The following is a 16,697-nucleotide window of genomic DNA, read 5'->3' as shown; positions in this document are numbered from 1 at the left end:
CTACATTTGCAGGAAAGAAGGAATACTTTTACAACAATTACAGATTTAAAAACCTGCAAACCTAACACCATGCGCGAACGAATTACAACAATTCTTTTTCTCATCCTTGCCTACTGTAGCAGTGGCAATGTGTATGGGCAAAAAGTAAATTATCAGCAATTCGACAACATCTATCTCGGGGCCGAAGCTTCGGTGATTAGTTGCTTCCTGCAAGATAGCGAGGGACTGATATGGGTGGGTTCCAACAAGGGGTTATTCAGTTATGACGGTTATTCCACACAACAGCATTTCACGTATGGAGAACGTACTAACACACGTATCTACTGCGGTATTATAGCAGATAACACTTATTTATATCTGGGAACAGATAACGGGATTCTTGTTTATAACTATCGAACAGACAAATATGAGCAACCGGATACTGATTTTCCAACGGATGTCCGTACCATGGTACTCCAGGGAGATACATTGTGGATAGGTTCGTTGAACGGATTATATACTTATCAGTTAAAAAGCCGTCAACTGAATCATTTCGACAGCAAACAGACCGGATTGCCTCATAACACCATCTATTCCATCATTCATACAAAAGATAATCAAATTTATATAGGTACTTACAACGGATTATGCCGCTATGTGCAGGCAAGTGGAAAATTTGAAAACATCCTTTTGCCCGTTAACCGGGGAGGCAGCAATTTGTTTGTCAATTCTCTGTTGGAAGACACCACCCGACAATGTATCTGGATCGGGATGGAAGGTTATCTCTTCCAATACAATCCCACTATAGGAGAGATGAAGGCGATAGAGGTATTTCATAACAACTCCATCAAATCACTGGCACTGGACGGAGATGAAAATTTGCTGGCAGGTACAGACAACGGGCTTTATGTGTACCAGAATGACAAAGAACCTTTGCAGCATATCATTCACGATTCACGCAATATCCAGTCACTAACCAACAATATTATCTGGAACATATTCTCGGATCAGGAACATAATATCTGGCTGGGAACAGATTATGGCATTTCCCTGTCACGCTATAACAGTGCGCTGCAATTTGTACCGATTTCTCAAATCACAGGCACAGGAGACGGAAATCAGTTCTATTCCCTGTTCCGGGATTCCAAAGGATTCTATTGGTTCGGAGGTACAAACGGAGTGATCCGGTTCACCCATCCTGCAGGCAATAAACACGATGCTATCTGGTATAGAATGGGGGATAAAAACCATCCGTTATCCCACAACCGGATACGACACATCTACGAGGATAGAGAACAGCAGTTATGGATAGCCACAGACGGAAGTATCAACCGCTATGACTATAATACCCATCAATTTGTACACTACAACATCGTAGACAGTACAGGAACTTATAATACCAACTGGGCTTATTACCTGTTTGAAGATACTGACGGGAAGCTTTGGATCGCCACCTGTCTCGGAGGTATCTTTGTTGTGGACAAACATAAACTGATACAATCTGCCGGAAGATCGTATGTGGCCGATCAAAATTATTCCATTCATAATGGGCTGTCGGGGATGTTCATTAATCAGATTGTCCCTGATGCGGAAGGTAATGTATGGGTATTGTTATACAACAGCAAAGGAATAGACAAAATCAATGCCCGTACGCGGCAAGTGACAAAGCTGTTTGCCGATGAATTAAGTGGCGAGAAGAGCCCGAACTACCTTTTACGGGATGAAGACGGCATGCTTTGGGTAGGATTTCACGGAGGGGTGATGCGTATCAATCCCAAAGACTCGAGTCAGCAAAGTATCTCTTTCGGCAATTTCAGCAATAACGAGATTCTGTCTATGACCTCTGTAAAAGAACATATCTGGGTTTCCACCACTAACGGACTTTGGATCATCGACCGGAGAACAATGGATGCCCGCCAGCAAAGCCTGACGGATAAACGTTTCACCAGTCTCATGTTTGATCCGGAAGATGGAAATATCTATCTGGGAGGTGCAGACGGGTTCGGCATATCCCGTCCCGAAATACAAGCCATGAGTCAGCCGGAACACTCCATTTTACTGACTGCCTTATATATCAACAATCAACTGATGTCTCCGCATACCGGAGAGGATATTCCCAACATCCGCTATACCGATGCTATCGAACTAAAATACGACCAGAACAACCTGGCTTTCGAACTTTCAGACCTGCCCTACTCGCTGGAAGAAAAACATGAATTCGTCTACCGGCTGGAAGGTATGGACAAAGAATGGAATTTCCTGCAATCCAACACGAATCGCATTACGTACAGTAATTTGGGTTATGGGGATTATCAGCTAGTAATCAGCAAAGTAGAAAAGAGCGGTTCTCCTTCCGAGCATCCATATATCCTGAATATTAAAATTCTCCCTCCATGGTATTACACACTTTGGGCAAAGATAGCCTACATTCTTTTATTCTTGAGCCTCATTGCCTGGGTTATCAACTTTTTCCGTGTCAAGAACCGTCTGAAAATGGAACGGATGGAAAAAGAGAAGATTCTGGAGCAATCACGCCAGAAAATGGCTTTCTTTACCCATTTGTCTAATGAATTAAAGACACCGCTTAGCCGGATCATCGCTCCTGTCAGTCAATTGCTCCCCGTTGCAGAAGAAGTGCATGAGAAACAGACACTGGAGGAGGTGCAGCGTAATGCAATGAAAATAAACTCATTGATTCATCAGGTATTAAACTTCAACCGGATAGAGGATAATAAAGATTCGCTGCTGATTTTGTCGCGTATCGAACTTGTGTCATTCAGCCGTAGCCTGTTTTCTGTCTATGAGGAAAACAAACAGATCACATTCCATTTCGAGACGAATAAAGCCAAGATTTATGCTGATATGGATGCCATCAAACTTGGAGTGATTTTAGATAATCTGCTTTCAAATGCCGTCAAATTCACCCCGGATGGCGGAAGCGTCCGTCTGTCTCTTTTCTATCGTGAAGAAACGGGATTGTTGGATATCTGTGTTTCAGATACAGGAAGCGGAATCCCGCAACAAGATATTCCATATATCTTCCAGCGCTTTTTCCAGTCTCCACATTCCGGCAATAAGGAAGGTACAGGTATCGGACTTTATCTGGTCAAGACTTATACGGAACTTCATGGCGGTCACATCAACGGAGTCACCTCGAACGAAGGAAAAGGAACTTCCATTGGCCTGAATATCCCTGTCATCGCCGTAGAGAAAGAAGAGATTCCGGCAACACAGGTGAAAAAGCAGTTGGAATCGTTGCCTGTTCTTAAACCAATCGAAGCAGAATCTCAAGATGAGAAATTTCTGTCGAACATTATCCGCCTGATTGAGGACCATCTTTCTGAATCGGAATTGAATGTAAATGCACTTTGTGAATTATCCGGTATCAGCAATAAGCAGATTTACCGGAAAATCAAACAGCTGACCGGAATGTCTCCAGTGGAATACATCAAATCGATCCGGATGAAAAAGGCGGCCATGTTGTTGCAACAAAAGAAATTTACCATTGCCGAAGTGATGTACATGGTAGGCTTTTCCAATCACTCTTACTTCTCCAAATGTTTTCAGGCAGAATTCGGAAAAACGCCACGCCAGTACCTTAATGAAGACCTGTAGAGGCATTTTGGGGCATTTCGTCCTATTTTTATCCTTATATGTCCAATCTGTGCTTTTATTGAAATGACCAATAAATTACTTTTGTTGCTGTCAATAAACCGATAAATTTGATAGCATGAAAAGACTGTTGATCCTTACCTTTATTTGTTTGATATCTGCCTTTGTCAAAGTGCAAGGCAAATCATCCTCTACACCTATTATATATATAGATGGAAATGGGGTGATGCGTTGGAGTGACACCCGCCGGGAGGCTTCCTTTTTCGGTGTTAATTATACGCTGCCTTTCGCCCATGCTTACCGTGCCATTGGATATTTGGAACTGGACCGCAAAGCTGCTATAGACAAAGATGTATATCATATCTCCCGTCTGGGACTGAATGCTTACCGTATTCATTTATGGGATGTGGAACTGACAGACGGACAGGGAAATCTCCTCGAAAACGAGCATCTCGACTTGATGGACTACCTGATTGCCAAACTCAAAGAACGCAATATTCATATTGTGATTACCGCGCAGACCAACTTCGGGAACGGATATCCCGAACGAAACATACAGACGGGCGGCTTCTCCTATAAATATGATAAATGCGATATGCACTCTCACCCGGAAGCTATCGCTGCACAAGAAACCTATCTTCATGGTTTGGTGAAGCACGTCAATCCATATACGGGGTTAGCTTATAAAGACGATCCCTCCATTGTTGGGTTCGAAATCAATAATGAACCTTGTCATTCCGGTACGAAGAAAGAGGTAAAAGCCTATATCAACCGGATGCTGAAAGCGATCAATAAAACAGGAAACCGCAAACCTGTATTCTATAATGTAAGCCACAACGGATATGTAGTAGAGGCTTATTACAAAACTGCCATTCAGGGAACTACTTATCAATGGTATCCCATCGGACTGGTATCCGGACAGACACAGCAGGGAAATTTCCTTCCCTATATAGACCGCTATGATATTCCCTTTTCCGATAAAGTGAAAGGATTCGATAAGAAAACACGGATGGTATATGAGTTCGATCCGGCAGATATCATGTATTCTTATATGTATCCGGCCATGGTACGCACTTTCCGTACAGCAGGTTTTCAATGGATTACCCAGTTTGCGTATGATCCGATGGATATCGCTTATGCCAATACGGAATATCAGACTCATTTCTTGAATCTTGCCTATACGCCTCATAAAGCCATCAGTATGAAGATAGCTGCCGAAGCTGCACGCAGTCTGAAAAGAGGTGAATCATACGGCAGTTATCCACAGGACACTTTATTTGGTGACGGTTTTCGTGTCAGTTATACAGAGGACTTGAGCGAATTAAATAATGGAAAGAAATTCTATTATTCCAATCATACCAACACCCAGCCCAAAGATGCGTCACAACTTGTTTCCATTGCCGGTTGTGGCAGTTCTCCGATCATTCATTATGAGGGAACAGGTGCTTATTTCATGGATTGCCTCGAACCGGGAGTCTGGAGACTGGAAGTGATGCCGGACGCGGTAGTAGTGAACGATCCGTTTGCCAAACCGTCACTCGATAAAGAAGTGGTTACCATCGCTTATGGTGCTTGGGACATGGCTTTGCAAATACCTGATTTAGGGATGGAATTTACCTTTACGGCCCTCAATCAAGGAAATCAGCAGAAAGGAGATGTGACAGACGGGATTATCCGCGGACTTCGTCCGGGTACCTATCTGCTGAAACATAAAAACTGTACGCCCAAACAGAACTGGCAGGCAGACTCTCAATGGAATTCCATCCGCATCGGAGAGTATGTGGCTCCTGCTCCACGTGTGACGGATTATAAAGTCGTTCATACTCCATCGGCAACCACTGAAGCAAATAAGGATTTGACGATTAGTGCACAGGTGGTAGGAACCGAATTCCCGGATTCTGTGATTATCTACACCGATAAGATATCTTTTTGGAATGAGCATAATCCATATATCAAGATGAAACGTACAGGCGGATATACCTATCAAGCAACGATACCCGCTACAGAAATAAAGGATGATTGTTTCAGGTATAACATCATCGTATGCCGGGGCAACAGCACTCGCACTTATCCCACAGGAAATTCCGGTTACAGGAATTCATCATCGGGAATAAAGGGAAATCCACTGGACTGGAATTATACTTCCGGAGCCTATTGGACTACTCGTGTTGTTGCCCCAGATAGTGCGATACCACTATTGACTATTACGGACGCAGATAGCCGGATAGAAGCATACACGCTTCCCGAATGGAATGATCTCCAACGTACTTTGGTTGATTCTTCTCCGGTGGAAAAACCTTTGCTCCGGTTCCGGTTTACTCCTAAAGGAGAAAATCCGCACTATTTCCTCCGCACGTTCGTAAAGAACCTGATTGAAGAAAGAAAAGAAAGAGTAAAGGATTGTAGCGTTCTCTGTATCCGGGTAAATCGCACGAAAACACTTCCGGAAGGATTCAGTGCCGGTTTCGTAACGTCAGACGGATATACTTATAAAAGCCCTTGTCCTGCTCCATCATCGGAGGGAATCATACGGATACCGTTGAAAGATTTACGCCAGACAGACACGGCACTGCTGCCGATAGCTTATCCGACCTTCTTGAAACAGTATTTCCATCCGGAAACGGAAATCGCATTTTTACCGGAAAGGATTGAAAAGCTGGAGCTATCAATGTCAGGAAACAAGAAAGGTTTAGTTGAGATTGAACTAGGAAATATCTGGCTGGAATAATCGTTCTTAAAGTTCCCCGTTGTCGAAGCCTTCGTTCCTCGGTGAGGAAAGGGTCGTTCATCGGTGAGGAACAAGGTCTTCCTCGGTGAGGAACAAATCTTTCGTCTGAACCACGTCTGAAGCCTTCTGAAAGGGGGTAGCAAACGGAAGAGACAGAAAGGGAAAAGCTGCTGATTTTTAAATAAAAAGTAAAAATAAATCTATTATCAATAACACAGTAATTATGAACAGGAATATCTTAAATCTACGCCATCTGACTGTACTACTTATGTTGTGTACAGCCTTTTTAGGAGGCACCATTCCTGCCTTCGCCCAACAAGGAGGCAAGAAAATCACCGGACAAGTGATTGACGAGAACAAGGAACCGATGATCGGAGTAAGTATCCTCATTGTCGGTACTTCTACCGGAACAGTGACCGATTTCGACGGTAATTATACACTCAATGTGCCACAGGGCAGCAAAGAGTTGCAATTCTCTTATGTAGGATATGAAACAAAGGTAGTACCAGTTCCTGCCAACAGTACTACTTTGAATGTCCAGTTGAAAAGTGATTCACAGGTATTGAGCGACGTTGTAGTAATCGGCTATGGTACGCAGCGTAAAAGCGACCTGACAGGTTCGGTAACTAACGTCAGCAGCAAGGACTTCAACATGGGGTTGGTCAGCTCTCCCGAGCAACTGATTAATGGTAAGATTTCCGGTGTGCAAATCATGTCCAACAGTGGTTCTCCCACTGCGGGAAGTACGATCCGTGTGCGTGGTGGTGCTTCACTGAACGCTAGTAATGACCCTTTGATCGTACTGGACGGTGTTCCTTTGGAACAGGGAGGCATCAGCGGTAATGACGGGAACTTCCTTAGCCTCATCAACCCGAACGATATCGAAAGTATGACCATTCTGAAAGATGCTTCTTCGACTGCCATTTACGGTTCGCGTGCATCCAACGGGGTTATTCTGATTACTACCAAGAAAGGTAGTTCGGATAAACTGAAATTTACTTTCAGTACGACCAACTCTGTACAAACCCGCACCAAATTGGCAGATATGTTGAGTTACGATGAATTTGTCAATACCATCCAAAGCAAAGGAACCGATGCACAACGGGCGTTACTCGGCACGACACATACGGACTGGAACGATGAGATTTATCAAAATGCCTTCGGTACGGATAATAATCTAAGTGTTGCTGGAAAGATTACCAAAAACTTACCTTTCCGTGCATCTATCGGTTACTACAACCAGAGTGGTTTATTACGTACTGACAACGCGGAGCGTTACACCGGAAGCATTACATTGAATCCGTCTTTCTTTAAAGACCACTTAAAACTGAATATCAATGCTAAAGGTTCTATCAATAAGAACACATTTGCCAATACAAGTGCCATTTGGGCTGCTTCGACCATGAATCCTACCATTCCAGTATATTCGGGTCTAGACACATTCGGCGGATATACGGAAGCGATTGACAACACCGGTGCTCCTGTGAACGGAGCAGTCATGAATCCGGTGGGACTTCTCAATATGAATGACTCACAAAGTACAGTAAAACGTTTTATCGGAAACATTGATGCAGACTATCGTCTTCACTTCTTCCCCGATTTGAAGTTGCATGCTACGTTAGGTTATGACTATGCACAAGGTAAAGGAAGTGTATATGTTCCGGCAGAAGCTGCACAGAATTACACCACTTCCGGTTTGGATTACAGCTATGGCCCACAGAAAAAAGAAAACCGTCTGTTGACTCTGTATGCCAACTACAACAAATTGGTGGAATCCATTAAGAGTAGTTTTGATGTAACAGCCGGTTACGATTATCAGTACTGGAAATCCACGACTCCGCTTTATAGCGAAATGAACACGTTGGGAGAAATACAGAAAACATCGAAAGCCTCTGACGAACGCCATGTATTACTCTCTTATTATGGCCGTTTGAACTACTCGTTCAACTCCCGCTATATGCTGACTACTACTGTACGTCGCGATGCCACTTCGCGCTTCGCTAAAAATGTACGTTGGGGTACGTTCCCGTCAGTAGCATTAGGATGGAGAGTGACAGAAGAATCATTCCTGAAAGACAATAAAGTCATCAGTACGCTGAAAGTGCGTGCCAGTTATGGTGTCACCGGGCAGCAAGACGGTATAGGCAACTACAACTACCTCCCTATCTATACGATCAGTCAAAGTGGTGCCGGCTCTCTTATCGGTGGCACTCCGACTCCTACTTACCGCCCCAAAGCGTATGTACCCAACCTGAAATGGGAAACAACCACTTCATGGAATGTGGGTTTTGACTTCGGTTTTCTCAAAGACCGCATCACTGGTAGTTTCGACTACTACACCCGTCAGACCAAAGACCTGATTGCCACCGTACCTGCTGCTGCCGGTACTACATTCGATCGTAACATCACGACCAATGTCGGAAATGTGGACAGTCAGGGTGTGGAATTCAGTCTGAACGCAACGCCCATACAGACCAAGGACTGGAACTGGGACTTGAGTTTCAACATGACATGGCAGAAGATGAAAGTGAAAAACTTATCACTGACAGTCGGTACGCCTGCCACCAACACTTCTGTAGGTCCGTATATCGACAGTTATCAGGTACAGACATTGAGCGAGGGATATGCTCCTTATATGTTCTACGTTTACCATCAGCTGTATGATGAAAAAACCGGCAAACCGATAGAAGGAGCTTACGTAGACCTTGACGGAGACGGACAAATCAACTCGAACGACTTGTACCGCTACCACTCTCCGGCTCCCGACTATATCCTCGGTTTCAGTACCTCATTGCGTTACAAGAAGTGGACATTGAGCACCAGCCTGCGTGCCAATATCGGAAACTATGTCTATAATGCGATGGCTATGAACAGCGGTGCCTGGGAAACTGTCAGCTATAACTCTTATCAGCTAAACAACCTGTCATCAACCTATCTGAAAACAGGATTCCAGACACGTCAATATCTCTCTGACTACTATGTAGAGAATGCTTCTTTCCTGAAAATGGATAATCTCTCATTGGGTTACAACTTCGGCACTATTTATAAAGGATGCAGTCTGAATGTGAGTGCCATGGTGCAAAATGTATTCTGTATCACCAAATACAGCGGTGTTGACCCGGAAGTTCCCGACGGTGTGGACAATTCGTTTTATCCACGCCCACGTACTTTCTCTCTCAACATAGGTATTAACTTCTAATTACTAAAAGCATCGATTATGAAAAAGATATTTTATACAGCCCTTTATTTTTGCAGCGCACTCCTGATGAGTTCCTGCATAGGCGACTTGGACCAATATCCACACGAAGAAGAAACATCTTCTACCATATATACCAGTGCTGCAAACTATAAAGCCGTTCTGGGAAAAATCTATGCAGCCATGGTGACCACCGGACAGGAAAAGAATGGTGACAACGATTTGAGTAGTAACAGCGGACAGGATTATATGCGCTGTTTCTTCAACTTGCAGGAATGTGGAACGGATGAAGTGGCTTCTACCTGGCTGTCCGGTGACAACGTGACGGGACTGACGTATTTGAGTTGGGATGCTAATGATCCTTGGGTATCGGATATGTATTACCGTATCTATTACAACATTGCTTTATGTAATGAGTTTCTCCGCAATGCCACCGATGAAAAGATAGCACAGTTCACGGACCAGGAGCAGACTGAAATTCGTATTTATCGTGCCGAAGCCCGTTTCATGCGTGCTTTATTCTACTATCACGCACTCGATCTGTTCCGCAATATCCCGTTTGTGACGGAAAATGACCCGCTAGTCGGATATCTACCTCCCCGCTATACAGCCCAACAGATTTTCGATTATATTGAAAGTGAACTGAATGCCATTAAAGATGAAATGCTAAATAAAGCGAACTGTCCTTACGGACGCGCTTCCCAAGGAGCTGCATATACATTACTTGCCAAATTATATCTGAATGCGGAAGTTTATACCCAGACTTCCAAATACAACGAATGTATCAAAGCCTGTAAAAAGGTTATCGAACAGGGTTATCAACTGGAAAGCGATTATTACAAGCTGTTTAATGCCGACAATGACAAACGTACGAACGAAATAATCTTCACCCTCCCGGTAGACGCAACCAATCTCGTGTCATGGGGATCATCCACTTACATTGTTTGTGGCGCAGTGAGCAACACGTCCGAAAAACAGATACCGGAAGATTACGGTGTAAAATCAGGATGGGGTATGTTCCGTGTACGCGGAGAAATTCCTCAACTTTTCTCAGGTAACGAAGAAGCCGACCAGCGATATATGTTCTTTACCGACGGACAAACCCGGGACCTGGAAAAGATAGATGACCAAAGCAATGGCTATTTCGTAGAAAAATGGACTAACCTGACTGATGCCGGACAGACTGCTTCCAACACCGCAGACGGTGGTGTAAATACAGATTATCCCCTATTCCGTCTGGCCGATGTATATTTAATGATGGCAGAAGCTGTGGTACGTGGAGGAACGGAAGCAACTCTGGCAAATGTACTGCCTTATATCAATGAGCTACAGGAACGTGCTTTCGGCGACAACACTCATAACAAAAGCGAGTCTGAAATCAACGAACTGTTTATCATCAACGAACGTGCCCGTGAGCTGTATTGGGAGGGGTATCGCCGTACGGACTTGATCCGCTTCAATCAATTTACAACCAACAGCTATGTATGGCAATGGAAAGGTGGCGTAAAAGACGGTAAGGCAGTAGAGAGCAAATACAATATCTATCCGATACCTGCTACCGAACTGACGGCCAATCCAAACTTATACAATGAAAACTATTAATCATATTAATACGGAACAACGATATGAAAAAACTAAATAATCTATTCACTTTACTTTCCGCCCTCCTATTACTAGGTGCTTGCGAGAAAGATGGGGATACCTATTTTCTCTCCAGCCCGGAAGAGAACGAATTGATAGCTTCTGCCAATTCTGTCGTACTGACAAAGGAGACAGCTAAGTTTTATGCTCTGTCGCTTGCCTGGACTGACCAGACGCTGCAAGTGAGCGATTCAAGATACCAGCCTACCACCGGTGTACAAACTTCCGTACAGGTTTCACGCACGGAAGATTTCTCCGGGCAGATTCTGGAAACGACCGAAAGTGGAGTATCAAAGACGTACTCTGTCTCCGCTTTAAATATCGTCGCTTATCAGTTGAAAGCTACTCCCGAAGAAGAAGCACCGCTCTATTTCCGGCTTGCCGGAAGAAACGGAAGTAACATCGCTCCTGTATACAGTAATGTGGTAAAAGTCATGGTTACTCCTTATGAAATTGATATGCGATTTGCCAATATTATCAATAAGGGAGACGGTAAGGATTCAGGAAAAGATCTGTATGCAGCCAATGCGGATGGCAACTATATCGGCTTTATGGGAGCCACTTCTTGGGAGGGTTTCTATCTACAGGAAGCCGATGGTACTGTTTGGCACACAGCCAAATCAGGCAGTACGGCTACTCCGTTCTTCCTGACAACTGATGCTGCTGAAGGAACGTGGGATTTGTGGTTCCCCGGTCAATCAGGCTGTTACTATACGAATGTCAATACCACCAAAAAACTATGGACTGCTTTATGGATGCCAACACTCAATGTAAGTGGCATCGACGGAGGTATCACAATGGAATACAAACGTGACAAGAATCAATGGCAGGGCATATTTACTGCTACAGGAGCCGGCACTATCAATATTCAGATGAATGGAACAGGTAAACTATATGATAACACCAGCGTCAGCGGAGCTGATAACAGCATTGATGATACGAAAGCCAAAGATACTCCTTTCGCCTTTAATGGTTCTGCTAATGAATTGACATTCAATACCGGAACAAATGTTTCTGCCGGAAATATTACAGTAAACGTACCAGCAGCCGGAGAATGTACATTGATTATTGACCTGAACGACCCGCAAGCATGGAAAGTGGAAGTGACGGAAGGAGGAAGTGTAGAACCGACTTATCCCTCTTATCTGGAAATGCAAGGTGCCGACTCATGGTGGGGAAAGTTATACCGCAAACTTGAACCCGGTAAAACTGCGGGAACTTATCGCACTGTATTCCAAACCGTCAGCAATGAAAACTTCCAGATAGTAGACCCATCAACAGACACATGGTATGGCTCTGATCCCAACAATCTTTATAGCCTTGCTCTTACAACAGGAGAGCATTACAACATCTGGTTCGATGGTTCCGGCAAGAAAAGTTATACAATCGAAGTAGATTATGTCAACTTAACCTGGAAGCCTACTGAAATCAAACAAATCAATGTATATGGAACTTTCAATGGCTGGTCAACGGCTAAAGACCTGATGATATATGATGAGGAAACCGGAATATGGAGCGCAGAATGCGATATCACCACCATCGGTGACGGATTCTACTTCCTCATGAATACGGATCCCGATCAGATTAACTGGGACTGGAGATTGTACTATACTTCTGAAAGTGGGCTCTATCTAAGTGATCAGAATGGTGATAACATTAAACCCGCCAAGGAGGGTAAATATCGCATTACGCTGGATCTCAACAAGATGGAATTTACAATGACTGAAATCACTGAATAACATTCTAAGTTCAACAACATGATTATTAATTTCAACAGAATCACTATGATACGAAAATATATAATGATAGCTTCCGCACTACTTTGCGGAAGCATCTTCACCGCTTGTGATGATGATAATGATACTCCGACTTTTCCGGAAAAGACGGAAACCACTTATGATATGTCCGGCTTCGCCCGGGGAGCTGATGTCAGTTGGCTGTCGGAAATGGAAAGTTCCGGATATAAATTCTATACCTCCGATGGAAAAGAACAGGAATGTATGTCTCTGCTTCGCGACCTGGGTATAAATGCAATTCGTCTACGTGTATGGGTGAACCCGGAAAATGACACGGAAGATGTAAAAGGCTGGTGCAATAAGGGTGACGTATTGCTCAAAGCATGGAGAGCGCATAATTTGGGCTATCGCCTGATGATCGACTTCCATTACAGTGACAGATGGGCCGATCCTGTTCAGCAAGCCAAACCCAAAGCCTGGGAAAACTATACGGTAGAAGAACTGGAGCAGGCGATTGCCGACCATACCAAAGATGTACTCGGTGCAATCAAAGAGATGGGCATTGATGTGGAATGGGTGCAAGTAGGCAATGAAACTCATCAGGGAATGCTATTCCCCACTGGACAAACAACGAGTAGTGACGGTATTAAAAACTTTGCGAAATTCATTAACTCCGGCTACAATGCTGTTAAAGAGATTTATCCGAATGCGAAAGTGATTGTACACCTCGACCAGGGAAATGATGCCAATCTATACAACCGGATTTTCGGTTATTTGCATGACAACAATGCCAAATGGGACGTCATCGGTATGTCTCTTTATCCGGATATGTACCCGACAGAGGGAGCAGCCGATGATTGGGAAGATATGAACAACAAATGTATTGCCAATATGAAAAGTCTGATTGCCAAATACAACACTCCGGTGATGATGTGCGAAATTGGTATTCCCTGGGACTATTCCGAAGCTGAAGACTTTTTCACAGACTTTATGACGAAAGCCAAACAAGTGGAACAATGTCTTGGTGTATTCTCCTGGGAACCGCAGAGTTATGGTGGTTGGAAGAACTATGGAAAGGGCATGTTTGACGATAGTGGTAAACCCACCAGCGCATTTAATGCTTTCAAGAGATAAGATTATTGAATCCTTTTTTATAACTTTACGCCGAATCCAAAATATTTTATACCTGAAAAGTAAAAATGAACATGAAACACCAAAAACAGTTATTAGCTGTACTTTTGATGGGTGCCGCCTGCACCATGCAAGCGCAACGCAGTGAGACACTGCTGGAGAAAAACTGGAAATTCAGTAAAGGAGATTTTAAAGAGGCTAGCCAGCCGGAGTTTAATGACAATCAATGGGAGTCGGTTGTTATTCCACACGACTGGGCGATTTTCGGTCCATTCGACATGAACAATGACCTCCAAAACGTGGCAGTGACACAGAACTTTGAGAAAAAAGCTTCCTTAAAGACAGGACGTACCGGTGGGCTCCCTTATGTAGGCACTGGATGGTATCGAACCAGTTTTGATGCTCCTGCCGACAAAGAAGTGACACTACTTTTTGACGGTGCCATGAGTGAAGCGCGTGTCTACATCAACGGAAAAGAAGCTTGTTTCTGGCCTTTCGGCTACAATTCTTTTCACTGTAATGTGACTTCTTTATTGAATAAAGACGGTAAAAACAATACGCTTGCCGTGCGTTTGGAAAACCGTCCGCAATCTTCGCGCTGGTATCCGGGTGCAGGTTTGTATCGCAATGTACACCTGATTGTGACCGACAAAATCCATGTGCCTGTATGGGGAACGCAAATCACGACTCCTCACGTCAGCAAGGATTTTGCAGCAGTACGTCTCCAAACGAAGATAGACAACGCCGATGAGAAAACAGCCATCCGTGTAGAGACGGAAATTCTTTCTCCGGAAGGTAAAGTTGTGACCCGCAAAGAGAATACAAGCCGCATCAATCACGAACAGCCTTTCGAACAAAACTTTATTGTAAACGCGCCCGAACTCTGGTCGCCGGAAAGTCCGTCGCTTTACAAGGCTGTCTCTAAAATTTATGCGGATGATAAACTGGTAGATACTTACACCACACGTTTCGGTATCCGCAGCATTGAATACATTGCCGACAAAGGGTTCTACCTGAACGGGGAGCACCGCAAATTCCAGGGTGTATGTAATCACCACGATTTAGGTCCGTTGGGCGCCGCTATCAATGTAGCAGCACTGCGTCATCAGCTTACGCTATTGAAAGATATGGGATGCGACGCGATCCGTACTTCTCATAATATGCCGACTCCCGAACTCGTTGCGTTGTGTGACGAAATGGGATTTATGATGATGATCGAACCGTTCGACGAATGGGACATCGCCAAATGTGAAAATGGTTATCACCGCTACTTCGATGAATGGGCGGAACGTGATATGAAAAATATGCTTCATAATTACCGGAATAACCCTTGCGTCGTGATGTGGAGTATCGGTAACGAAGTACCGACTCAATGCAGTCCTGTCGGTTATAAAGTGGCCAAATTCCTGCAGGATATCTGCCATCGTGAAGATCCGACCCGCCCTGTCACTTGCGGAATGGATCAGGTGACTTGTGTACTTGCCAACGGATTTGCAGCAATGATTGACATTCTGGGACTCAATTACCGTACGCAACGCTATAAGGAGTCATACGACCAACTCCCGCAGAATCTGATTCTGGGAAGCGAAACGGCTTCTACTGTCAGTTCACGTGGCGTATACAAGTTCCCGGTGGAGGATAAGAAAGGGGCAAAATATGAAGATCATCAATGCTCTTCATACGATGTGGAGGTTTGTCCCTGGTCGAATATTCCGGACGAGGATTTTGCATTAGCTGACGATCATCATTGGACCATCGGACAGTTCGTATGGACCGGATTCGATTATCTGGGCGAACCGTCACCATACGATACGGATTCATGGCCTAACCACAGTTCAATGTTTGGTATCATCGACCTTGCCAGTTTACCAAAAGACCGCTATTATCTTTACCGTAGCGTATGGAACAAGGAAGCGGAAACCTTGCATATCCTGCCTCACTGGACCTGGCCGGGACGTGAAGGTGAAGTGACTCCCATTTTTGTGTACACTAATTATCCTACTGCCGAATTGTTTATCAATGGCAAAAGTTATGGAAAACAAAGCAAGAATAATAGTTCGCTAAAGAACCGCTATCGCCTGATGTGGATGGATACAAAGTACGAACCGGGTGAAGTGAAAGTAGTAGCCTACGACAAAAACGGAAAAGCGGTAGCTGAAAAAGTAGTCCGTACTGCCGGAAAGCCTCATCACATCGAACTGGTAAGCAACCGTAACGAACTGACTGCAGACGGAAAAGACCTGGCTTATGTGACTGTTAAAGTAGTAGACAAAGACGGTAACCTCTGCCCAGCCGATAATCGTCAGATAAATTTCTCGGTAAAGGGAACGGGTAAATATCGTGCCGCCGCCAATGGCGATCCGACGAACCTTGAACAATTCCATCTTCCGAAAATGCATGCTTTCAACGGTATGTTGACAGCTATCCTGCAAGCCGGTGAAACTGCCGGAGAGATTGTATTTACAGCAAAAGCAAACGGAGTGAAAGCCGGAAATATCCGTATTCAGACGAAATAAGGCTTCTATATCAAGACATATAGGAATTATTACTATTATAAAAGATATAATCATATTATAGTAATTAAGTCATAAGATTTAAAAACGTGATTGCACTGTAACGGCAGCTATGTCGTCACAGTGCATTTTATTTTAATGAACTGCCAATTCATCATATA

At 44.1% G+C, this 16,697-nt stretch carries 7 protein-coding genes; all 7 read left to right on the top strand.

The annotated features are described in order from the left end of the window. The first annotated feature begins 69 nt into the window (after positions 1 to 69). The 7 genes from N5O98_RS15750 to galB all read left to right on the top strand — a co-directional run bounded on the left by N5O98_RS15750 (position 70) and on the right by galB (position 16,539). The gene (locus tag N5O98_RS15750) at positions 70 to 3,594 is read left to right on the top strand and encodes a two-component regulator propeller domain-containing protein (protein ID WP_022199922.1); all 3,525 of its coding nucleotides are present in this window, start codon (positions 70 to 72) and stop codon (positions 3,592 to 3,594) included. A gap of 115 nt (positions 3,595 to 3,709) precedes the next feature. Next, positions 3,710 to 6,319 carry a cellulase family glycosylhydrolase gene (locus tag N5O98_RS15745; RefSeq protein WP_022199923.1) on the top strand — a complete coding sequence of 870 codons (2,610 nt, stop codon included), beginning with the start codon at positions 3,710 to 3,712 and terminating at the stop codon, positions 6,317 to 6,319. A gap of 223 nt (positions 6,320 to 6,542) precedes the next feature. Then, entirely contained in the window at positions 6,543 to 9,518 is a 2,976-nt protein-coding gene (locus N5O98_RS15740; RefSeq protein ID WP_022199924.1) for a SusC/RagA family TonB-linked outer membrane protein, read from the top strand. 18 nt (positions 9,519 to 9,536) lie between these two features. Next, positions 9,537 to 11,117, top strand: a complete 1,581-nt coding sequence (locus N5O98_RS15735) for a RagB/SusD family nutrient uptake outer membrane protein (protein WP_004302204.1) — start codon at positions 9,537 to 9,539, stop codon at positions 11,115 to 11,117. A 23-nt stretch (positions 11,118 to 11,140) separates the two neighbouring features. Next, positions 11,141 to 12,895 carry a DUF5114 domain-containing protein gene (locus tag N5O98_RS15730; protein ID WP_004312460.1) on the top strand — a complete coding sequence of 585 codons (1,755 nt, stop codon included), beginning with the start codon at positions 11,141 to 11,143 and terminating at the stop codon, positions 12,893 to 12,895. 45 nt (positions 12,896 to 12,940) lie between these two features. Continuing rightward, a complete protein-coding gene (locus N5O98_RS15725; RefSeq protein ID WP_004312461.1) occupies positions 12,941 to 14,026 on the top strand; it encodes a glycoside hydrolase family 53 protein in 1,086 nt (361 codons plus the stop codon). Between the two features lie 65 nt (positions 14,027 to 14,091). Then, entirely contained in the window at positions 14,092 to 16,539 is a 2,448-nt protein-coding gene (gene galB / locus N5O98_RS15720; RefSeq protein WP_004312462.1) for a beta-galactosidase GalB, read from the top strand. Positions 16,540 to 16,697 lie beyond the last annotated feature (158 nt).

This window comes from Bacteroides sp. LFL-34, from assembly GCF_027257075.1.
Classification (GTDB): domain Bacteria; phylum Bacteroidota; class Bacteroidia; order Bacteroidales; family Bacteroidaceae; genus Bacteroides; species Bacteroides ovatus.
The sequence above is the reverse complement of the archived record's forward strand: the minus strand, read 5'-3'. Positions and strand labels throughout refer to the sequence as shown.

Excerpts from the sequence above, each read along its gene's own strand:
- N5O98_RS15750 (WP_022199922.1), top strand. The coding sequence starts at position 70 with ATGCGCGAACGAATTACAACAATTCTTTTTCTCATCCTTGCCTACTGT.
- N5O98_RS15745 (WP_022199923.1), top strand. The coding sequence starts at position 3,710 with ATGAAAAGACTGTTGATCCTTACCTTTATTTGTTTGATATCTGCCTTT.
- N5O98_RS15740 (WP_022199924.1), top strand. The coding sequence starts at position 6,543 with ATGAACAGGAATATCTTAAATCTACGCCATCTGACTGTACTACTTATG.
- N5O98_RS15735 (WP_004302204.1), top strand. The coding sequence starts at position 9,537 with ATGAAAAAGATATTTTATACAGCCCTTTATTTTTGCAGCGCACTCCTG.
- N5O98_RS15730 (WP_004312460.1), top strand. The coding sequence starts at position 11,141 with ATGAAAAAACTAAATAATCTATTCACTTTACTTTCCGCCCTCCTATTA.
- N5O98_RS15725 (WP_004312461.1), top strand. The coding sequence starts at position 12,941 with ATGATACGAAAATATATAATGATAGCTTCCGCACTACTTTGCGGAAGC.
- galB (WP_004312462.1), top strand. The coding sequence starts at position 14,092 with ATGAACATGAAACACCAAAAACAGTTATTAGCTGTACTTTTGATGGGT.